A 21,511-nucleotide genomic window follows, 5' to 3' on the forward strand; every position below is an offset into this window, starting at 1 on the left:
AAAGAACCTGATTTAGCTACATTATTCTTTATGAAGGGGACAGGCTCTTTTACCCCAAAAATTATTTTGATGGTGCAGGATAACTAAAATTAGATTTCTCCTGTTCAATTGCAGATAATGCTAATTTTTTTATTGTTACATCATCCATTGGAGGATTGTGTAAACCGGCTCTTACATCTCTATAGTACCTTTGAAGAGGATTGCTTCGTTGAAGGCTTTTTGCACCGACTATTCGCATGGCTTTATCGACAATTGTAATTGCTGCGTTTGTAACAATATGTTTAGCAGCTCCAAGCTCATTGGTGATATGAGCTCTTCGTGATTCATCATCATAAGCCTCTGCAACGCTATATAAGAAATGCCTTGCTTTCAATAATTCTAAATCAATTTCTCCTAGAAGTTGTTGGACATTTGCCAGCTGGCTAATAGGTCCATTTAGACTATTTGGCGAATAATTATTAGCAAACTTTATAGCGTAATCTCTTGCAGCTTGCGCAATGCCAAGGTAACAAGCTGGAATATGAAGAATCCATGCATTCAATTGGCTGCCACTTGGTATTTCAGGAAGTTCGACAAGTTTTGAATCATCTACTTCTACCTCTTTAAGAACCAGATCATGGCTTCCAGTTCCCCTCATTGAAATTACGTCCCATGTTTCATCTATGGTTAGTCCTACTAAATCTTTATGTAGGAGAAAAAATCCAACCTTTTGCTTTTCTTCAATCCATGCAGATACTAGAAAATAAGTTAATACTGGGGACATGGTTGTAAAAGTTTTACGTCCTGAAATAACCCAAGAATTCTCTTTTTTGACAGCTTTTGTTCCAGGACGGCCTCCCCGGGTTGGACTTCCTGTTTGTGCTTCACTAACTGAACGATTCACTAAGGCACCATTTAGAACTTCATTAGCAAAAAAGTTTATGTTCTTATCTGTCCAACTCTTTTTTTCAAAAAGTTCGCCTATTACTCCAAGGTTCCAGCCAATGGAAAGTGCTGTTGTTGCATCAAAACTAGCCAATGTTTCTTGAAGGAGTATCATGTCATATATTTTTAAACCTCCGCCACCATAGGCTTTGGGAAGAGTTGAACTTGTATATCCCATATTAATTAAATCCTGAATGTGTTCTGTTGGGAAGGTTGCTAATTCATCAATTTGAGCAGAATTATTTTTGAATTTTGATTCTAGTTCATGTAACTTATGTAACCACGTTTTTTGACTCTCTGTTTTAATAAATAAGTTAATCACGTTTTGCCCTCCTGCTATTTAAAAGGTTTACCTATTAGTTTAACAAAATAATCCCTATTATTCTTATTGGTTTAAATGATAATTGTGATGGTTTAAGTTGTCAAGGAATTTATATCCAGTAGATTATAAGTTGGAGATTTCCAAAAAATACATTGACTTTAAAATATTATCAATCTAATATTTAAATTATCAGTTACCATACTTAACCTACCAAAATAGTTGGTATTTAAAGGCAGCAGGTGGATCTGCTATATGAAGATAGTTAAAGGTATGTAATAAGCATTATACAAATAAACAAAAGAAGGAGATTTTTTATGAAAAATAAAAAGTTTTTCAATGTGGTAGCCACCGGTTTAGCATTAGTAACCCTTTTAACAGGATGCGGTTCAAGTACATCGTCCGGAAAAGAAGCAAATACAAATGAAGGTAGTAGCGACACAGAAGTAAAAAAGGTAAAAATAGCATATGACCAAGCGTCAAAACCAATGTCTTGGTTAGACGAGAAGGGAAATCCAACTGGTTACGATGTAGAAGTTATGAAATTGGTTGATGAATTACTTCCAGAATACGAATTTGAATATATTGGGACATCAAGTGATGACTTATTAGTAGGCATTGAACAAGGTAAATATCAAGCAGGGGTTAAAAATGCTTTCTGGACACAGGAAAGGACAGAGAAGTTTATCTTTCCTAAAGAATTCCTTGGGTTAAGCAGTGCAGGACTTGTGTTAAAGAAAGAAAATGAAAAGATAAAAAATCTAAAAGACTTTGCTTCAGCTGGTTTTTCTTTAGCACCAATTGCTGCAAACAACGCGCAATATACAATTGTTGATGAATATAACCAGGCCAATAAGGACAATAAAGTAAAATTAAAAGCCGGAGATGCATTCACAGTTGATGTAGTTCAATGGGTAAACGAAGGTCGTGTAGACGGTGGAATAGCAATTGAGGGAGCTTTTAAGAAGCAAGTAGCAGAAGATGGCCCATATCATAATTTAAAAAATGATCTCGTTTACAATGAATTCGCAGTAATCAAAACTTGGCCATTGTTTAACAAAAAAGAACAAGAATTTGCAGACGCTTATGATGTAGCAATCAAAAAGTTAAAAGAAGAAAAGAAGACAAATCAGTTAAGTACAGAATTTTACGGCAGAGATTTGTTTGATGTATTGGAAACTGTAAAAAGATAACAACATTTTAATCTAACAGAGCCTGAAAAAAGTAAATCATTGAGGCTATACTTGTCACTTTCTTATTTTAGGTTTTTGGTGAGTAACCTCAACTCAAACCTAAAAAGTAAAGAAGTGGCAAGTTTTTGTATATATACCTCTAATATTGAAGAATGATTACGTTTTGAATATTGAACCCTTTCAATAGGAAAAAGAAGATGGATGTGAAACATGGAGAAATACTTTGATGTAAGTTACATAGTTGAGTCAGTACCAATGTTAATTCCTTTTCTAAAAGTAACATTAATGGTTGCTGGTCTCTCAGTCATATTCGGGACAATCTTAGGTTTCATCTTAGCAGCAATGAAAATAGGAAATAGTAAAATTGCTAAGAAAATTGCCAATGGTTATACAACAATATTAAGATGTACACCATCTATTGTTCTCCTATTTCTAACTTATTATGGGATTCCGGCAATTGCAGATAATTTTGGCGTAAACCTAAATGACATTGACAAAGCGGTATTTGTTGTTATTACCTTTTCGCTTCAATTTGCAGCTGCCATGTCTGAGGTTATCAGAACATCGTATGAATCTATAGATAGAGGGCAATTTGAAGCTGCAGTAAGTGTAGGATTAAGTAATACACAAGCGTACTGGAGAATTATTTTACCGCAAGCTTTTGTAGTTGCTTTACCAAACTTCGGTAACAGCTTACTTGAGTTGATGAAAGAAGGGGCCCTAGCATATACAATCGGATTGATAGATATCATGGGGAAAGCAGAGCTTATAATCGCTGGGAATTATAATACTCATGCATTAGAAATTTATCTTGCTTTAGCTGTTATTTACTGGATATTATCAATTGCTATTGAACAACTATTCTTAAAATTAGAGAAGGTATTTAGTAAAGGAAAACAAGTGATAACAACTACATAGGGGGTGACAGAGTGTCAGAAGGATTGGATTATAAATTTTTAGTGGAAACCTTTTTTGTAGCATTATCAGGGGTGCCCACCGCGTTATTCATTACAATTGTAGCTTTACTTGTTGCGCTTCCGTTAGGATTTTTGCTTGCTTTAACAAGAATAAATCAAATTCCGGTTTTAAATCGTGTAGCACAGATATATGTTTCCTTTGTAAGAGGAACTCCTGTCATAATTCAAATTTTTATTATTTATAGCAGTGTACCCTTATTGCTAGCTTCGATATTTGATAAGTATAACATCGAAATGAATGTATACGATGTAAATCCGATTTGGTACGCATTCATTGTTTTTTCATTGAATACGACAGCTATTCTAATAGAAGTGTTTCGTTCAGCAATAAGCACAGTGAGTAAGGGACAACTAGAAGCTGCTTATTCAGTCGGATTAACAAATGTCCAAGCATTTAGAAGAATTATCATTCCACAGACATTAGTTGTAGCATTACCAAATATTTGTACAGCAACAGTCAATCTAATTAAAGCAACATCTCTAGGATATGCGTTGTCATTGCAAGAAATTACTCTAAGAGCCAAGGTAGCTGCCAATGTAGGCTACAATTATGTTGAGGCTTATATTGATATTTTTCTTGTATACCTGATTTTATGTAGTTTAGTAGAGTATTTATTTAAGCTGTATGAAAAACGTTTAAGTAGGTATAGAGCAGTAGGTATTTGAAATGAAGCAGGAGGTGGCCATGATGTTAGAAATTACAAATATCCATAAATCATTCGGAGAAAATGAGATTTTAAAAGGTGTAGATTTAAAAATAGAAAAGGGTGACGTGGTAGTAATTCTGGGCCCAAGCGGTTCAGGAAAGACAACATTACTTCGATGCATTAACTTTCTTGAAAAAGCAGATCAAGGACATGCAATTTTTGGGGATATTGATGTAAATCTTAAAACAGCATCAAAAAAGGCGATTCATGGAATTAGGCAAAAGATAGCTTTTGTATTTCAAAATTATAATCTGTTTAATAATAAAACGGCATTAGAAAATGTGACAGAAGGTCTTGTTATTGGAAGGAAGATTGCGAAAGCAGAAGCAAATGAGATTGGTAAAAAAGCATTAGATAAAGTAGGTCTGTCAGAAAAATACAATGCTTACCCTATTGAACTATCAGGTGGTCAGCAACAAAGGGTTGGTATTGCGAGAGCAGTTGCTTTAAATCCTGACATTATTCTATTTGACGAACCAACTTCTGCACTTGATCCTGAACTAGTCGGTGAAGTTTTAACAGTAATGAAGCAAATAGCAAAAGAAGGAACAACCATGTTAGTAGTCACGCATGAAATGTCTTTTGCAAAGGATGTAGCAAACAGAGTAATATTTATGGATGCTGGTGTAGTAGTAGAAGAAGGATCACCTAAAGATATTTTTGTGAAACCAAAAGAAGAAAGAACAAAGAAGTTCTTAAAAAGGGTCTTACCAGAGGATTATATTTTTTACATTTAATTTTTAAATGAAATTAAGTTAATAAGAAAAGGGTGAATTTTTGAAGCTGATCCCCAGTTATAGATTAATAGCGATCACTCTATACATATAAGTAATTAAAACGAGCGCATACTTGTGTTGAAATAATAAATCATTCAGTAATAATCAACGAAATTATGGGCTTTAGTGTAGCCTATATGAAGTAGACAAAAAACGAATTAACTATGAGAACCTGGTTGGGGATTTCGTGTAAATAACTAGTAATCCTACGAGATGAAATTAACGCTTCACTTGATCACTAGATTAAAAAAATGCATAATTGAACGTATGTTTTCAATGCTTTTCTCCTTTCGTTTAGTTAATTGATGACGGTGCTCTTTAGTTTTTACAAGTGAGTTTTTGGTTTATAATAACAATTATCAAGTCTTATCAGGGGGTGAAACTTTGAATGAATATAATGTTACAGTTAAGAATGGCAGCACATTAATTCTGTCAGAAATTATTAAAGCTGAAGATGAAAGAGAAGTCCTTGGCACACTATTGATTACTAGCGAATTATTTAATCAACCTTTTACTGACATTAGGATTTTAGAACGCTAATTTGTTACTGAACTCTCCATTTGTTACAATCATAATAAATCTTAAAACAGTAGGCGATATTATGTGCGGGCGTTTCACCCTTTTCACTGACATTGAAGAAATAATTGACAGGTTTGATATTCAAGCTCCATTTAATGCCGAGTACCAATTCAGCTACAACATAGCACCTTCTCACTCTGTCTTATCCGTTATTAATGACGGATCTAGGAATCGACTTGGATATCTTCGTTGGGGACTCATACCTTACTGGGCAAAAGATGAGAAAATGGGCTACAAGATGATTAATGCCCGAGCGGAGACCATTGCTGAGAAAACAAGTTTTAAGAATTCGTATAAGAAGAAACGGTGTTTGATACTTGCCGACTCTTTTTATGAGTGGAAGAAGGCACCAGAACGAAAAATACCTATGCGAATAAAACTTAAAAGTAATGCCCCATTTGGAATGGCTGGTCTCTGGGAATCATGGAAATCACCTGAAGGTATCACGATATATTCCTGCTCAGTTATTACCACTACTCCGAATGAGCTAATGACTAGTATTCATGATCGCATGCCAGTTATACTTAAACCTGAAGATGAAAAGACTTGGCTGGATCCTTCAATTAATGATACTGCATATCTGCAGCAATACTTAAAATCATTTGATACTGAACAGATGGAAGCTTTTGAGGTATCAACTGATGTGAACTCACCTAAAAATAATTCACCTAAGTTAATACACCAAATTTGCTGAGAGGTCCTAGGACCTCTTTTTGTTTTTCTCTTTTCCTATTAAAGATGAAGTACTTTATCATCGTTCATAAGTTCCTCTTTACTCATTTGAAAAAACCTCCTTATAAAATACTTTAGGCTACACCTTGCGGAAATACACAAAATACTGTACTCTTATATTTGCTTTTCGATGCGGGTATCGATGTCACTTTCCTAGAGTGAATGGATGAAAAGCTAGGGCTGCAAAAAGACAACTTAGCAATGAACAATGCAGTGAACTTGTTAACCTGCCTGATTCTTTACTCGTAGACATCGGAACATTTGATAATATCATTACGTAATTTGGATCTTCTTATCAAGAGAGACGGAGGGACTGGCCCGAAGATGTCTCGGCAGCAGACTTAATAGGAGTGCTGTGCCAAATCCAGCAGGCGAATACGCCTGAAAGATGAGGAGGGTGTTTTTTATAGATTAAAAGACCTCTTCTTATTGTTTAATAGAAGAGGTCTTTTTTCACGTTCAAGGGTTTAGCTTTAGCTTTGTATTGGCTATTATGCTTTTGGAGTCATGCTTACAATAATATGAAAGAAATGCTGGATCTTACTAGAATTTTTTTACCGAATTAGTTCAATGAAAAAGGGCTGTGACATATTTGTCATGGGAAAAATAAAAAGAGGTGTTCATCATGAGTACAAACAATAAAGGGAATCCTTGGGCTTTAGTCCCATTTGTCGTTTTTTTAATTTTATTTATAGGTTCCGGGGTTATTACAAGAGATTTTTATTCATTTCCGGTGATTGTGGCGATTGCGATTGCATCAGCGGCTGCATTGGCAATGAATCGAAAAGAGTCTTTCAATCAAAAAGTTGAAATCTTTTGTAAAGGTGCCGGGGACTCCAATATTATGTTAATGGTTATCATTTTCCTTTTGGCCGGTGCTTTTTCAGAAGTGGCGAATGGAATGGGTGCGGTAGAATCAACGGTGAATCTTGCGTTATCGGTTTTTCCGCAAAATCTATTAATGGTAGGTATTTTCATTATCGCTTGTTTTATTTCTCTATCTATGGGGACAAGCATGGGAACAATCGTAGCGCTAGCACCTATAGGTGTAGGAATTAGTGAACAAACCGATATTTCGCTTGCCCTTTCAATGGCTGCCGTTATTGGTGGTGCGATGTTTGGTGACAACCTATCTTTCATTTCAGATACGACAATCGCAGCTGTTCGAACGCAGGGAACGAAAATGAAGGATAAGTTTAAAGTGAATTTTTTCATTGTTTTACCTGCGGCCATCATCACATGTGTCATCCTTGGTTTTTTAACAATGGGTGAACAAGCAGCTATCTCTCAACATTCCTATAATTGGGTGAAGATTCTACCTTATCTTTGCGTTTTGATCACTGCATTAGCTGGAGTCAATGTGTTCCTTGTCCTCTCCATCGGTATTGTGTTTGCCGGAATTATCGGGTTAGCGGATGGTAGTTATCAACTGATGGGAGTCATTCAAAAAATTGGGGATGGAATGGCGGGAATGTATGAGATCTCTTTTCTTGCCATTTTAATTGCTGGTATGGTGTCAGTCATCAAACATAACGGCGGCATCGATTATCTTCTCCACGTCGTGACCCGTAATAGCAAATCAAGAAAAGGTGCTGAATTCAGCATTGCCGGTCTGGTCGGTTTGACAAATCTATCTACGGCAAATAACACGATTTCTATTATCATTGCCGGTCCGCTAGCCAAAAACATTGCGGAAAAGTATGGCATCGATCCCCGTAAATCGGCGAGTTTGCTTGACGTTTTTGCTTGTTGTATTCAAGGGTTAATTCCATACGGGGCACAACTGCTTGTTGCGGCGGGGGTAGCACAAATTTCACCTGTAAGTATTTTACCCTATTCTTTTTATCCAGTATTAATTGGGATTTGTGGAGTCATAGCCATTTTGATTGGTTTTCCGCGATTTTCAGGGAGTGAAGAGAAGAAACATACTTCTTGAAAAAGTGAATTAAACAGAAAAACACCCTGAATCTTTAGATCTAGGGTGTTTTTTTATATGCGGCTTTTGGGAGAAGGTGCCACAGCGGATAAAAAAGGGTGACATCGTTTCAGGCTTTTTGCATCAGTACTGCTTCACGGGTTGGAACAGGTAACCTTGCAGGTGTTGCCATAGCCATCACAATGGGTGGTCCAGGAGCCGTTTTCTGGATGTGGTTAATAGCACTTATCGGGTCTGCCTCTGCCTTCATTGAAAGTACACTTGCACAAATTTATAAGGTCAAGGATGGCGATACATTCCGAGGTGGCCCTGCTTATTATATGGAAAAAGCATTGAATGCCCGTTGGATGGGTATCACGTTCGCTGTATTGATTTCGCTTACATTTGGGCTTGCTTTCAACTCTGTACAAGCCAACACGATCACAAGTGCGTTCAATGAATCGGTTGGGATCGATAAGTGGGTTACGGCAATCATCCTTGCTCTTGTTACGGCTGTCATCATTTTTGGAGGCATTAAAATGATTGCAAAAGTATCTGAAGTCATCGTACCGATTATGGCAGGAGCATATGTGATAGTAGCGTTGATTATCATTATCATGAATATTACCGAGTTACCGGGTGTTTTTGTTTTAATCTTTGAAAGTGCTTTTGATGGATTAAGGGAAGTTGCTGGTGGAGCATTAGGCGCTGCCATGATGCAAGGAATCAAGAGAGGTCTATTTTCTAATGAAGCCGGGATGGGTAGTGCCCCTAATGCAGGTGCGACAGCAGATGTCAGTCATCCGGTAAAACAAGGGCTCATTCAGTCACTTGGTGTATTTGTGGATACACTTGTCATTTGTAGTTCGACCGCCTTCATCATTTTGGTCTCAGGCCTGTATACATCGAAGGAAACAGATGGTATAGTCCTTACCCAAAATGCACTTGGTACGGCATTAGGATCTTGGGCTGGCATTTTCCTTGCCATTATCGTACTGTTATTCGCCTTTAGTTCCATAGTTGGTAACTACTATTATGGAGAGTCGAACATTGGCTTTATTAATGAAAATAAAGTTTGGTTAAACTTATATCGTATCGCAGTCGTAGGGATGGTGATTTTCGGTTCGCTTGCTTCACTCAAGTTTGTATGGGGTCTAGCTGACTTGCTGATGGGGTTAATGGCCATTATCAACTTAATCGCCATAGCATTACTTGGAAAAATTGCATTTGCTGCACTAGCCGATTATCAAAAACAAAAGAAGAGTGGAAAAAACCCAGTTTTCCATGTAAACAATATTAAAGGTTTGAAGAATGTGGAATGTTGGGGTGATCCATCCGATAATGTGGATGAGAGTAAGAGCAATCGAAAGTTAAAGATAAATTAAGGCCTTTTAGCTTGTAGACAAAGTCCCCTTTTTTAGGGACAAGTCTATAAGCTTTTTATGTATAGGCGATGTTAAATCTAAATGTTGATATGTATACATTAAGAAAGGGAACTCTTGATACATATTAAGTTCCCTTTTTAATTCAACTAACGCTACCCTTTACTTGATTAAGGATTACTCCAAAATCAACGTTATATTTTTATTATCAAGGATAATTTCTTCTACCCAATTAAATATAGTTGAACCAATGTTCATTTTTGCATCCCTTATTTCTTTAATTACTTTTTCTTCATTACTTGGATGGCAATTTTTCAACATCTCATTCAGTATGGTTATTGTTTCTCCGTACCCTAAATCGATTTTAGATTTGACAGAATTTCTCCAAAAAATTGTATATTCTTCTTCAACTTCTATATCACCGAAACCACCAAACAAAATATCATTAAATGCATCGAGACTTCCATTCCACTTGTATTTTCCAGAGAGAACTACATTCGAAAACTCGTTACAGAGTCCATTAAAGTCCGAAAAATTTTCACCATCTAAGACAAAAACTTTGTTAAATTTAATCACCTCTAATACATCATTTTCGTTATTTTAAATAAATCGCCTTCTTCAACTCAATACTTCTTTAGTGAAATAAGAATTAACTTGTCAAACTGAATTTTGACACAGGACGTAACTTCTATATATATTTTAAACGAACTTCAAGGTTTAGAGATAGGAAAAAAATTATTAAAAAGACTCCTTCCTGAATTTAAGAGTTTAGACTTCAATTCAGCTAGTGTTAAAGTGTTAGAGAAAAATAGTTCTTGCCACTTCTATGAGGCAATGGGAGCTAAAATAGTGGATAGCATGTTAACAAACATTGCAGATGATAACTTAAATTATTCGTTTATAGGTGGGAGGATATCAGCATATAAAAAGCATATGTCCTTTCTTATTCCACTATCGGGGCAGAAGAGTTGAATAAGGAAGTGGATACGTTGAGACAATATTGGAATAAGAAAAAGGCAAACTTTCTTTAATATAGGCTGGATGGTATATAATACCGATAATACAAAACGTTATTAAACTCATGTAAGCATACTTATACTGGCTTATGAAGTGATAATTTATAGGGGGATAATATGGAACTTTCTTTATTATTAGAGTATGGCTGGGTATTAATTATTTTGATTTTTTTAGAAGGTTTATTATCTGCAGATAATGCTTTAGTTTTAGCTATTATGTCAAAACATTTACCAGAAGAACTGCAAAAAAAAGCGATTAATATTGGGTTGCTATTAGCTTTTATATTTAGGATTGGTGCAATCTTTATTATTTCGTACCTTTTCCACGTTTGGCAAGTTCAAGCAATTGGGGCTGCTTATTTAATTTTCATCTCGTTAAAACATTTACTAAAAAAGGACCACGGAGAAAAAGAGAAAAAAGGGAAAAGCTATCGTATGACTATTGTGCAAATTGCATTAGCTGATATCGCCTTCGCTGTTGATTCTATTTTAGCAGCGGTAGCTCTTGTCATTGCCCTGCCAGATACACCAATGGGGGAAATTGGGGGGATGGATGGCGCACAATTTATAGTTATTTTATTAGGAGCAATTGCTGGTTTAATTGTTATTAGGTTTGCAGCAGGTTACTTCGTTAAGATATTGACAGAACGCCCTAGTCTTGAAACTGCAGCAATGTTACTCGTTGGTTGGGTTGGGGTTAAGTTATTAATGCATACTCTTGCGCATCCAGCCTTGCACATTATTCCTCACGAGTTTGTTGAAGGACCTATTTGGAATACAATCTTTTGGTCAGTAATGCTGCTTATTGCATTAGGTGGATGGTTTTTATCTAAAGGAAAAACAGAAAAACAGTGAAGCAAAATAAATATATTTGTCTGTAAAAAAATAACGATTTTTAAATTGACAAACGATCATTCCGTTTACTAATTTTGAGTTATTTGATAATTAAACGAAAAGTTTTGTTCAAATAAGGGGTGCTTTACTTTAAAAAGGGAGGTTGCTGCGGCAACCTTTTTTTCTTACATACTAAAGGGGGAGGTGAGTGGTGTAAGGAAAAGTTCTTCTAGAAGTTGCATATGTTCTTTCTAAGCTCTGAAGAAGAAATTGATGATGAAGAATAACAGAAATTCTTATTAAGCAAACAGGGCTATTGGTGAAGGAGGACTTATAAAAAAGCCGATTCCTTAGTGTTTTAGGGAATTACTTTTCATTTGGGAATATCAAAGTCACCATTGATCAAAATGGAAGATAGAATGAAATATGAGAGAAAGCATAATAGAACTATGCTTTTGAGGAACAATAAATTGAAAAGATATAAAAAGGATACAAAGCGAGGAGTTTTATGAAAAAGATAGCAATGTTTTTCCTATGTCTTCTTATCTTAATTTTTCCATCACAAGTTATTGCTCAACGAAAAGTACCTATTTTAATTTATCATTCGATTGAAGAGTTTAATGGACACGGTTCTATGGAGTTATATGTAACCCCAAAGAATTTCGAGAAACAAATGATTTATTTACGAGACCACGGCTACACATTATTAACTTTTGATCGGTGGCAAGACATTAGTAAAGTAAACAAACCCATTTTCATAACCTTTGATGACGGATACAAAAACAACCTGAATGCATTTGCTATCTTTCAAAAATTGAAAAACGAACGTTTTAAACCATCTGGTACCATGTTTGTTATCTCTGACTTTATTGGTCGCTCAAACCGATTATCGAAATCGGATTTAAAAACGATGGCTGATTCGGGTATGATCTCAATTCAGTCTCATACTGCTACACATCCTGACTTGACGAAAATAAAAAATTATGAATATGAACTGAAAGGGTCCAAAGATAAAATTCAAAAAATAACGGGCAAACCAGTTTATGCTCTTGCGTATCCATACGGGAATTTCAATGACAAAGTCGTAGCAGAAACGAAGAAATACTATTTGTTTGGACTTACGACAACTCCTGAACCATTTTCTGAGAAGGACATTAAAGACGAACTCTATCTTTTACCACGAATCTATATCAAATATTCAACTAGCCTTGACGACTTTGCAAAGATTGTTGACAGAGAATGAAGGCGGTTCCTATTCCAAGTAATCGCTTTTTCTATTGGGCCTAAGGGAGAAGTAATAGTGCTTATAAGCTAATGGGTCAGAAACAAGGGAAATTTCAAATAAAAAAGGAGGATGAAATTAACCTCATTCTTCAACTTCAATTGGGCGCGCCTTTTTGAAAAAATAATATTAAACGGAGTTCATAAAAATGGATAGGAATGATGGATATGGATACTGAAATACCTCATTTTTCATGTTCCCATTCAGATAAGATTGAACCCTCTGGTTGTTAAATCAGCGATAAATCATCCTTTTCATAGTTTTTTTTATCTTTATTGAATATTGGATTATTTTTTACGCAAAATACCCTTGTCATTACTTCATGCTGTCAATCTATATGAGATGACAAATGAAACCAAGTTCCCTGTTTTAATAAAATGGGCAAGATAAAAATAATTCGAAATAAGGAGTGAATTCTATGGATAGCAAGGAATCAAAAAAGGATTCTTTAGATATAGCTGGAAGAATTTATGACGTCAGTGATTATAAACGAAAGGATACATTGTCCTCTGGGCTTGCTAAAACGCACGAGCAAGTTTCGGATACTTATACGGAAGGTGAAATGCAATCTGTAGTTGATGATGTAGACGGAAAGAATATAGAGATTAAAGGGGAAGAGGCTGAAGAAGAAAGCCAATAAAATAATTAGGGAGAAATACCAGAGCATTACATGAGCTTACAAGAGGGATACTTTGCAGCTACTTGTTTTTCTCTGAGGTTAAAACTATCCAGATATTGGAGTACCGACTCAATTGCCTGGATAGTGAAGAATATCTCCATTTTATCCCCTAGTCTGTTGACCTAATGAAACAGGCTAGGGATTGCTTCTTAATTAACCTTTTCAATCTCCATTTTTTGAAGTAATTCTTCTTTCGTTCTAGGGGCAGGGTCTTCTTCTGTGAATATCTTTGATTGAATAAGTGATTGAAACATTTCAAATATCCATGGTTTTTCTAAATGTGCTTGATACAAAAGGTCTTCATGATGAAAAATAGTGACAGGATCTCCTTGATATATGACCTTTCCATCGTTCATGACAATGATTTCGTCAGCCCATTGATAGGCTAAGTTAACATCATGGGTTGATAAAATAATTGTTTTATCAGGGAGATGGATGTTATCCAAAAGAGCCATAATCTGTTTGGAAAAATAAGAATCCAATCCCGCCGTAGGCTCATCTAGGATCCAGACTTCGGGTTCCATGGCTAACACACCAGCTATGGCAACACGCTTCTTTTGTCCTAAACTCAAAAAATGGGTGGGCTTATCTTTCAATTCTGTTACTTCTGTTTGGGCCATCGCCCATTCAACTTTCTCCCGCACGACATCTCTTTCCCAACCTAAGTTCATCGGTCCAAACGATATATCCTGTTGAACATTAGCGGAAAAAAGTTGTGAATCCGGGTCTTGAAAAACGATTCCGACCTGTTTTCGTAATAGTAATAATGTTTTTCTGTCATATTTTAATTTCTTTCCCTTAAATTTGATGGATCCTGTTGTTGGCTTTAAAAGACCGTTTAAATGTTGGAATAAAGTTGACTTACCGGCACCGTTATTGCCTAATAAAGCAATTTTTTTACCTTTTTGAATAGTTAGAGAAAGATCTTTTAATGCGAACGTCCCATCTGCGAATTGATGGGTGAGGCCATCTATATTAAAAATATGTTCTTCCATTATCGAACTGCCCCCAATTTATATATATCTATAAATAAAGAATAAGCTTACTAGAGTTACAATGGTAATCAGCCAATTACGAGAGGAATAAGTGTAAGAGTCATCGATAAATGAAATATTCTCTTGATACCCTCTTGCGTTCATTGCCATCGTTAATTGTTCAGAGCGCTGAAACACTCCTAAAAACAGGGAAGATATGAGTAACCCGAGAGATCGAATTCCCTTCCTCACTGAACTATACCCAAGCCGTGATGACTGTGATTGATGAATGGCCATAGCTGTATCTAAAAAAATAAAGATGAAGCGATAAGTTAATTCGATTAAATCAATCAGCAATGAAGGCAGTTTCAGCTTACGCAATACATATAGTATAACTGTGATGGGAGTAGTTAAGGTTAGGAAATATAAACAGCTGATACTGCTTAATACGACAACGATTAGACCAATTACCGTTTTTATACTGTCTTCGCTGATAAATATTTGCCAGCTGCCGAAATTCCAGGACCACCATACATTTGGTATTGAAGTAAATTTACTTGCGACTGAAAAAAGGATGGTAATTGTACCTGATAGTACAAAAAATCCAGGTAATAAGAGTAATTTTAGATAATAAGAGATTGGGATTTTTGCCCCGAAAATGATAAAAGCACTCATCACTGTAAAGGTGATGAGTGAGACGGTCGTATCCCTCACTGCTAAAGAAAACAACAAAAGGGAGAGGGCAAAAATCATTTTCTCTAAAGGATGTACATGCTTTAGCCGGTTGAAATAGGCGTATTTATCTATGAGTAACATGTTTTGCCTGTTCGTCCTTTTCTTGAACGGCCTGTTTATTTTTTTGTCGCATAACGCCGATGAAGTATCCTATGAATCCGGCGCCAATCGCGGCTTGGAGAGCAAACAATAAGCTTTCGGTTTCTGCACCTGGCGGCTCCCAGATACTGTTGAACCAAGGCTTATATTCCGGTTGGATTTTAGTGATGGCTTCTTCCGCCACTCCATCAGCTCCACCAAATTCTGTTCCTTGTTGGGTGATTAACGGAATTATAGCAAGTATGACGACTAGAAAAAGCAACAATAAACTTTTTTTCATGCTAACGAGCCTCCTTAGATAACACTCGCAGTAATTTCAATTCGCCTAGATTGTATTTCTTCAAGAAATTCATGACAACGACTGTCAATAAACCTTCACTGATTGCTAAAGGTATTTGGGTAAGGGCAAAGATTCCTGAAAATTTAGTGAATGAGGCCATAAATCCACCTACCTCCGATGGGAAAGCTAAAGCAAGTTGTACAGAAGTTATCACATAGGTGCCCAAATCTCCGAAAGCTGCTGCTAAGAAAACAGCAAGAGAAAAGGACCAACCTAATTTAGTAGCGCCTTTGAATACAAAATAAGCAATGAACGGTCCGCAAACAGCCATGGAAAATGCATTGGCTCCTAGAGTAGTTAGTCCTCCATGAGCTAGTAATACAGCTTGAAATAACAGAACAATAGAACCGACGACACTCATGGCCAGTGGCCCAAACAAGATTGAACCTAAGCCGACGCCGGTAGGGTGTGAAGAGCTTCCTGTAACGGAAGGGATTTTTAGGGCTGATAAAATAAAAACGAATGCGCCGGACAGACCCAGCATCATTTTTGTTTCTGGGTTTTCCTTCACTTTAGACCTAATGGAACGGTAACCCAAGATTAAAAATGGAAGTGTCACAGCCCACCAGAATATCGCCCATTCGATCGGTAAGAAGCCCTCCATAATATGCATGGCCATTGCTTTCTTTGGTACGAAGAGTAGTAAAATGACAAAATAAAGTATTTTCCAATTGGCTTTTTTCATTTGTTCTCCTTTCAACGCTTTTATTTTTAATGATTAAAGCTGAGAAGAGAAGTGGCGGGCAACATAAAAAGCACTTCTCTCAAAAAGAAAGAAGTGCGTAATGAACAGTAAGTTTGCAGCATAATACAAATATTAGCTTATCTGCCTGATCCGCACACCCATCCTCGTAGGTTGAAACAGTTTCACGCTTCATGGCAGGTCTCCTGGCTCTGGATCATCATCCTCATACATCCTTCCCATCTCGTTTGACAGTGGATTATTCTTTACGTATTAGGACTTCCCTTTACAGTGGCGGGACCGCGTCGGATTTACATCGACTTCCCTATTAAGCTAAATTCCGAGGAATCTAGCACCATAAAACTTATGTAATTTTTTGAAAATTCTCGTTTATTGTACCATAAAGCAATGATTCCATCTACACTCTATTCATATTTTTTTTTGAGAAGGATAAAATCGCAGAGAGGATAGGCATGAAGCTGGATTTTCACCATTAAACTTTTCAAAACAGTCGGAATAAACTATTGAATTTTAAAAAAGTTGTTATATGATAGATAAAGTTAACTAGAAATATATTATTATAAAACCAAATATTTCAATTTAAAAGTGCTCTTGTATGAACACGCAAGGGATAATAGGGAAATCGGTGAGAATCCGATGCAGCCCCCGCTACTGTAACGCTGATGAAATTGTCGATAACCACTGGCCTAGAGCTGGGAAGGGACAAAAGTAAATTGAAGCGTAAGCCAGGAAACCTGCTTTTAAAATTGTGTGATACTTTTCGGAGGGAAAGGTAGAAGGACTATGGAGATTTTGAGAGTTTCACTTTGCTTGCTGGAGGCTCCCTTTTCATATAGTTTTTTTAAAACCTTAACTCTAACAGTTAAGGTTTTTTATTTTGCCTTTTCTCAGATTTAGGAGGAAGAAGATGACAACTTGGAACTTAAAAGGCACAAACTCGCATCTTTTGATTTGTAACGGCAGCAGTTGCATGAAAAAAGGTGGCGAAGAAATAACGCAAGCAATTCGTGATGAAATTACTTCACAAGGTCTGAATCAAAAAATTCATACTACTAGAACTCGCTGTAACGGAAGGTGTAAGGATGCCTGCGTTGTGATTGCTTATCCTCAAGGGACATGGTATCGAGTGGATTCACCTGATTTTGGACGAGAGATTGTCCATAATCTCGATGATGAGAAGTTTATTCCACAGATGATTTACCAATTTACTAATGGAGAAATGACTCCTAATCCAGATTTTCCAGCTCAAACAGGAATTTCAAAAGACAAGTCGTAAAAGGAGATGTCTAAATGAGTACAAACGGTAAATTATTTGTCGTTGGCTTTGGACCAGGGAATTTTGAACATATTACCAAACGTGCTGTAGAAGCCCTTCAAGAAAGTGACTTCATCATTGGTTACAAAACATATGTGGAACTTATACAGGGCCTTCTTACAGATCAAACGATTATAAGTACAGGTATGACTGAAGAAGTATCACGTGCACAAGAAGCAGTGAAACAGGCGGAGTTGGGAAAGAAAGTAGCTGTAATTTCGAGTGGTGATGCAGGGGTATACGGAATGGCAGGGCTGGTTTATGAAGTATTGATTGAAAAAGGCTGGAAAGAAGAAACGGGAGTAGCCATTGAAATCATTCCTGGTATTTCTGCCATCAATTCATGTGCGTCTTTACTTGGTGCACCTGTCATGCATGATTCCTGTACCATCAGCCTCAGTGACCACTTAACGCCTTGGGATCTGATTGCCAAAAGAGTGGAGGCTGCAGCAATGGCTGACTTTGTCATTGCACTTTATAATCCTCGAAGCGGTAGACGGACTAGGCAAATTGTTGAAACACAGAACATTTTACTGCGTTACCGCTCGCCCGAAACACCTGTCGGATTGGTAAAAAGTGCTTATCGCGATCGTCAGGATATTGTGATAACCAATTTGAAAGACATGTTAAATCACGATATAGGGATGCTAACGACCGTCATTATTGGAAATTCATCTACCTTTTTATATGATGACAAAATCATCACGCCACGTGGATATCAAAGAAAGTATACATTGAATTCGGAAAAGCAACCATTGAAGCCGCATCAACGCTTGCAAAAAGAAGCAGAACCTTGGGCATTAGATCAAGAAACGGGTTCTATGCAGGAAGCGTACACCGAGGCGACTGGCGGAGTTGGATTGCTTACAAAAGCACCAGAAAAAAAGAGCACTTCTTTTGAAGTGGCAATGGAAGCCCTCACAAGAGTTAAGGGTCAAACCGTTCAGCAATCAATTACGCCGATTGTTCAGCAAAAAATTGAGTCGGTATTCGAGCTTGCCGTTAGCCCAGGTGTGGCGAACAAGCAATTTACTCCGAAACAAATGATGACACTTGCAGAAGTTGTTGGAGAAAAGGGAACGATGGAATACACGCCAAATCATAAAATCGTTTTAAAGATTCCTACAACAGATCCAGAAGTTATTACTGGAAAATTGCAATCAGCAAACTTTTTATTATCGCCAATTGGGGATGTATTGACTTTAAAAGCCTGTGATTTCTGTGATGGTGAAAAAGTGGAATCCATTCCTTACGCGGATGAAATACAGAGGGTGCTTGGTGGGATTGATATGCCTAAGGAACTGAACATTGGTTTTAATGGGTGTGGAATGGCTTGTTATAGTGCAGTGATGGATGATATCGGGATCGTTTTCCGAAAAGGGAAATTTGATTTATTCCTTGGAGCGAAACCTGTTGGCAGAACGGCTCATCCTGGTCAACCAGTTGCAGAAGGAATTGAACCGGATCAACTAGTTGAATTAATTACAAACATTGTCAACGAATATAAACAAAATGCTCATCCTAATGAACGACTATTTAAATATTTCAAACGGGCGAAAAAGATACAGGGCTATTTATATCAAGACATTGCTCCCAAAATAAAAATAGAGCCTGCGCCTTGTGAAGACTAATCAAGAGGGGGATAACAAATGAAAGCAGTATTATTCGTAGGACATGGAAGCAGACTAGCTTCTGGAAACGAAGAAGTTATTCGTTTTATTAAAAATATGATTCCGACAATGGACGACTCTTTATTAATTGAAACATGCTTCTTGGAATTTGCCACGCCAAATATATCCCAAGGCATTGACAATTGCATAAAAAGAGGGGCCACTGAAGTTATCGTCATTCCGATTATTTTGTTGCATGCAGGACATTCAAAATTACATATTCCAGCTGAAATAGAGGATGGAAGGAATAAGTATCCAGCGGTTACATTCACATATGGACAAACGATTGGGGTTCACCATGAAGTATTAACGATTCTGACAGATCGCCTTGAGGAAGTCGGATTCGATACATCTTCGGAACATCCGGAGACAGCAATATTGCTGATAGGTCGAGGTGGAAGTGATGCTGATGCAAATAGTGATATTTATAAAATTTCACGATTATTGTGGGAAAAATTAAATGTGAAGTGGGTCGAAAATGCCTTCATGGGTGTTACGGATCCGTTTGTTGATGAAGGCATTGAACGCTGTATTCGGTTAGGTGCCAAAAAAATAGTGATGCTTCCATATTTCCTCTTCACAGGTGTGTTAATGGAGAGAATGGAGAATATGCTAACAGGCTATCAAGACCAATATCCAGAGCATGAATTTGTTTTGGCGAAATACTTTGGTTATCATCCAACATTACAAACCATACTGAAAGAACGTGTAATCGAAGCTAGCGAAGGAAGATCAAGTGGTACCCGTGATCTAGAAAACTATCGTAAACATGTGGAGGAACATGGCCATGCCCACCATCACCATCATCATCATGACCACGATCACGACCACGACCATGGGCATGACCACCATGACCACGATCACGGTCATGAAACAGACCATGGACATGACCACCATGACCATGATGAGCAAGTGGTGGGGACGACAAAATGATTTTGTTCTTAGCGGGAACAAGCGATGCAAGGGAATTAGCGATCGAAATCCAACGGGTGGGATTCCAAGTTTTGGCAACGGTAGTGACCGAGTCGGCAGCAAAAAGTTTGCAAGATGCGAAGATAACAACTCAAATTGGACGATTAACTGCAACAGATATGGCATCTTTAATCATCGAAAAAGGATTTCATGCGGTAGTTGATGCAAGTCACCCATTTGCAGAAGAAGCATCGAAAAACGCTCTTCAGGCAGCACAGGAAGCAAATGTTCCTTATATTCGTTATGAACGTGAAAGTCAACGATTCCAGAATGAGAAATTGATTATGGTTCGTGATTATGCTGAAGCCGCCAAGCTTGCTGCTACAAAGCGAGGAGTTATTATGCTAACGACTGGAAGTAAAACCTTAGCGATTTTTGCTAAAGAGTTAGTAGGTCTGGAGAATACAAGAGTGATAGCGAGAATGCTTCCGCGCATTGATAATATGGAAAAATGTGCTCAGTTAGGCATTGAGCAAAAAAATATAGTCGCGGTTCAAGGTCCATTTTCAAAAGAATTGAACAAAGCGCTATACAATCAATATGGTGTCACGTTAATGATTACAAAAGAAAGTGGCAAGGTTGGATCTGTTGATGAGAAATTGGAAGCAGCATTGGAATGTGGAATTGAGACGATTATGATTTCTCGTCCCGATGTTGATTATAAAAATGTTCATTCCAGTTTTAATCTGGTCATTGCCGATTTGAAAAAACAACTAAACGAAAAATAGGAGGAATGTACGATGGATTTTAAAACAGATTTTAAACCCCTAACGGTTGATCCAGATAAAATATATGATTATAGTTTTTCAATTATTGCTGAAGAAATGGGTAATCATGATTTTTCAGAAGACGAGTGGAAGATAGTTCGCCGTGTAATTCATGCATCAGCAGACTTTGAATTAGGAAGAAGTGTAATTATCCATCCAAATGCCATTCAAGCTGGTGTGGAAGCAATCCGCAAAGGAAGACATGTTATTGCCGATGTTCAAATGATAGAAAGTGGAACGGGGAAAAAACGTTTTCAAAAACATGGCGGGGACGTGCATTGTTATATTTCAGACCCAGATGTAATGGTTGAAGCAAAACGATTGAAAACGACAAGAGCCATCATTTCGATGCAAAAAGCCGTAAAGGAAAATGAAGGCGGGATATATGCCATTGGTAACGCACCAACAGCATTGTTAGAACTCATTCGTCTTATTAAAGAAGGGATTGCTAAACCCGACTTAATTATTGGTATGCCTGTTGGATTTGTTTCTGCCGCGGAATCAAAAGAAGAACTAGCAAAAATTACCGAAGTGCCATTTATTACAAATGTTGGCCGAAAAGGCGGAAGTACTGTCACGGTTGCGGCATTGAATGCGATTTCCCTTTTAGCTGATTAGGTT

Annotated in this window: 23 protein-coding genes and 3 riboswitches; of the genes, 17 read left to right on the plus strand and 6 right to left on the minus strand. The window is 37.1% G+C overall.

Translation table 11 applies throughout. The features are described from left to right. Positions 1 to 61: 61 nt before the first annotated feature. Positions 62 to 1,243, minus strand: coding sequence for an acyl-CoA dehydrogenase family protein (locus NST21_RS12440; protein WP_340892523.1), 1,182 nt, complete (start codon positions 1,241 to 1,243; stop codon positions 62 to 64). Between the two features lie 317 nt (positions 1,244 to 1,560). Between NST21_RS12440 and NST21_RS12445 the strand changes: the two genes are divergently transcribed. From NST21_RS12445 to NST21_RS12480, 8 genes are all read left to right on the plus strand, one after another. Then, a complete protein-coding gene (locus NST21_RS12445) occupies positions 1,561 to 2,436 on the plus strand; it encodes a transporter substrate-binding domain-containing protein (RefSeq protein WP_340889379.1) in 876 nt (291 codons plus the stop codon). Between the two features lie 210 nt (positions 2,437 to 2,646). Beyond that, positions 2,647 to 3,354 (plus strand): amino acid ABC transporter permease, encoded by a 708-nt coding sequence (locus NST21_RS12450; RefSeq protein ID WP_340889381.1) that lies wholly within the window; start codon positions 2,647 to 2,649, stop codon positions 3,352 to 3,354. Positions 3,355 to 3,365: 11 nt separating this feature from the next. Next, positions 3,366 to 4,079, plus strand: a complete 714-nt coding sequence (locus tag NST21_RS12455) for an amino acid ABC transporter permease (RefSeq protein ID WP_223305291.1) — start codon at positions 3,366 to 3,368, stop codon at positions 4,077 to 4,079. A gap of 22 nt (positions 4,080 to 4,101) precedes the next feature. Beyond that, the gene (locus NST21_RS12460) at positions 4,102 to 4,857 is read left to right on the plus strand and encodes an amino acid ABC transporter ATP-binding protein (RefSeq protein WP_056527041.1); all 756 of its coding nucleotides are present in this window, start codon (positions 4,102 to 4,104) and stop codon (positions 4,855 to 4,857) included. 423 nt (positions 4,858 to 5,280) lie between these two features. Next, on the plus strand, positions 5,281 to 5,436 hold the full coding sequence (locus NST21_RS12465) for a hypothetical protein (RefSeq protein WP_157443964.1): 156 nt from the start codon (positions 5,281 to 5,283) through the stop codon (positions 5,434 to 5,436). 61 nt (positions 5,437 to 5,497) lie between these two features. Continuing rightward, positions 5,498 to 6,169 carry an SOS response-associated peptidase gene (locus NST21_RS12470; RefSeq protein ID WP_053345832.1) on the plus strand — a complete coding sequence of 224 codons (672 nt, stop codon included), beginning with the start codon at positions 5,498 to 5,500 and terminating at the stop codon, positions 6,167 to 6,169. Positions 6,170 to 6,496: 327 nt separating this feature from the next. Next, positions 6,497 to 6,602: riboswitch (SAM riboswitch) on the plus strand. 230 nt (positions 6,603 to 6,832) lie between these two features. Beyond that, the gene (locus NST21_RS12475; protein ID WP_340889383.1) at positions 6,833 to 8,143 is read left to right on the plus strand and encodes a Na+/H+ antiporter NhaC family protein; all 1,311 of its coding nucleotides are present in this window, start codon (positions 6,833 to 6,835) and stop codon (positions 8,141 to 8,143) included. 98 nt (positions 8,144 to 8,241) lie between these two features. Further along, positions 8,242 to 9,507, plus strand: a complete 1,266-nt coding sequence (locus tag NST21_RS12480) for an alanine/glycine:cation symporter family protein (protein WP_340889385.1) — start codon at positions 8,242 to 8,244, stop codon at positions 9,505 to 9,507. A gap of 174 nt (positions 9,508 to 9,681) precedes the next feature. Here NST21_RS12480 and NST21_RS12485 read toward each other — a convergent pair whose 3' ends face one another. Further along, positions 9,682 to 10,080, minus strand: a complete 399-nt coding sequence (locus NST21_RS12485; protein ID WP_340889386.1) for a hypothetical protein — start codon at positions 10,078 to 10,080, stop codon at positions 9,682 to 9,684. A 93-nt stretch (positions 10,081 to 10,173) separates the two neighbouring features. On the opposite strand from NST21_RS12485, the gene NST21_RS28830 reads away from it, so the two are divergent. From NST21_RS28830 to NST21_RS12500, 4 genes are all read left to right on the plus strand, one after another. Further along, the gene (locus NST21_RS28830) at positions 10,174 to 10,476 is read left to right on the plus strand and encodes a GNAT family N-acetyltransferase (RefSeq protein WP_445670513.1); all 303 of its coding nucleotides are present in this window, start codon (positions 10,174 to 10,176) and stop codon (positions 10,474 to 10,476) included. A 161-nt stretch (positions 10,477 to 10,637) separates the two neighbouring features. Then, positions 10,638 to 11,375: a TerC family protein gene (locus NST21_RS12490; protein ID WP_201180817.1), complete on the plus strand. Its 738-nt coding sequence runs from the start codon at positions 10,638 to 10,640 to the stop codon at positions 11,373 to 11,375. Positions 11,376 to 11,862: 487 nt separating this feature from the next. Then, on the plus strand, positions 11,863 to 12,597 hold the full coding sequence (locus NST21_RS12495) for a polysaccharide deacetylase family protein (RefSeq protein ID WP_340889388.1): 735 nt from the start codon (positions 11,863 to 11,865) through the stop codon (positions 12,595 to 12,597). A 457-nt stretch (positions 12,598 to 13,054) separates the two neighbouring features. Further along, positions 13,055 to 13,276 (plus strand): YozQ family protein, encoded by a 222-nt coding sequence (locus NST21_RS12500; protein ID WP_053345838.1) that lies wholly within the window; start codon positions 13,055 to 13,057, stop codon positions 13,274 to 13,276. Positions 13,277 to 13,464: 188 nt separating this feature from the next. On the opposite strand, the gene NST21_RS12505 is transcribed toward NST21_RS12500, so the two are convergent. From NST21_RS12505 to NST21_RS12520, 4 genes are read right to left on the minus strand one after another with little or no spacing between them, the layout of a single operon-like run. Next, positions 13,465 to 14,310 carry an energy-coupling factor ABC transporter ATP-binding protein gene (locus tag NST21_RS12505; RefSeq protein WP_340889390.1) on the minus strand — a complete coding sequence of 282 codons (846 nt, stop codon included), beginning with the start codon at positions 14,308 to 14,310 and terminating at the stop codon, positions 13,465 to 13,467. 18 nt (positions 14,311 to 14,328) lie between these two features. Then, positions 14,329 to 15,105, minus strand: a complete 777-nt coding sequence (gene cbiQ / locus NST21_RS12510; protein ID WP_340889391.1) for a cobalt ECF transporter T component CbiQ — start codon at positions 15,103 to 15,105, stop codon at positions 14,329 to 14,331. Next, positions 15,089 to 15,403 carry an energy-coupling factor ABC transporter substrate-binding protein gene (locus tag NST21_RS12515; protein WP_340455416.1) on the minus strand — a complete coding sequence of 105 codons (315 nt, stop codon included), beginning with the start codon at positions 15,401 to 15,403 and terminating at the stop codon, positions 15,089 to 15,091. The genes cbiQ and NST21_RS12515 overlap by 17 nt, the downstream gene beginning before the upstream one ends. 1 nt (position 15,404) lies before the next feature. Beyond that, positions 15,405 to 16,148, minus strand: a complete 744-nt coding sequence (locus NST21_RS12520; RefSeq protein WP_201180813.1) for an energy-coupling factor ABC transporter permease — start codon at positions 16,146 to 16,148, stop codon at positions 15,405 to 15,407. A gap of 176 nt (positions 16,149 to 16,324) precedes the next feature. Continuing rightward, positions 16,325 to 16,520, minus strand: a riboswitch (cobalamin riboswitch). Positions 16,521 to 16,732: 212 nt separating this feature from the next. Further along, positions 16,733 to 16,922: riboswitch (cobalamin riboswitch) on the plus strand. 151 nt (positions 16,923 to 17,073) lie between these two features. On the opposite strand from NST21_RS12520, the gene NST21_RS12525 reads away from it, so the two are divergent. From NST21_RS12525 to NST21_RS12545, 5 genes are read left to right on the plus strand one after another with little or no spacing between them, the layout of a single operon-like run. Then, the gene (locus tag NST21_RS12525; protein WP_340889392.1) at positions 17,074 to 17,442 is read left to right on the plus strand and encodes a (2Fe-2S) ferredoxin domain-containing protein; all 369 of its coding nucleotides are present in this window, start codon (positions 17,074 to 17,076) and stop codon (positions 17,440 to 17,442) included. A gap of 14 nt (positions 17,443 to 17,456) precedes the next feature. Further along, positions 17,457 to 19,112, plus strand: coding sequence for a precorrin-3B C(17)-methyltransferase (cobJ, locus tag NST21_RS12530; protein WP_340889393.1), 1,656 nt, complete (start codon positions 17,457 to 17,459; stop codon positions 19,110 to 19,112). Between the two features lie 18 nt (positions 19,113 to 19,130). After that, complete coding sequence (locus NST21_RS12535; protein ID WP_340889395.1) at positions 19,131 to 20,084, plus strand: sirohydrochlorin chelatase; 954 nt, start codon at positions 19,131 to 19,133, stop codon at positions 20,082 to 20,084. Continuing rightward, positions 20,081 to 20,851, plus strand: coding sequence for a precorrin-6A reductase (gene cobK / locus NST21_RS12540; RefSeq protein ID WP_340889397.1), 771 nt, complete (start codon positions 20,081 to 20,083; stop codon positions 20,849 to 20,851). The genes NST21_RS12535 and cobK overlap by 4 nt, the downstream gene beginning before the upstream one ends. 12 nt (positions 20,852 to 20,863) lie before the next feature. After that, positions 20,864 to 21,508 carry a precorrin-8X methylmutase gene (locus NST21_RS12545; protein WP_053345847.1) on the plus strand — a complete coding sequence of 215 codons (645 nt, stop codon included), beginning with the start codon at positions 20,864 to 20,866 and terminating at the stop codon, positions 21,506 to 21,508. Positions 21,509 to 21,511 lie beyond the last annotated feature (3 nt).

The sequence above is a fragment of the Peribacillus sp. FSL K6-1552 genome, from assembly GCF_038005205.1.
GTDB classification, from domain to species: domain Bacteria; phylum Bacillota; class Bacilli; order Bacillales; family DSM-1321; genus Peribacillus; species Peribacillus butanolivorans.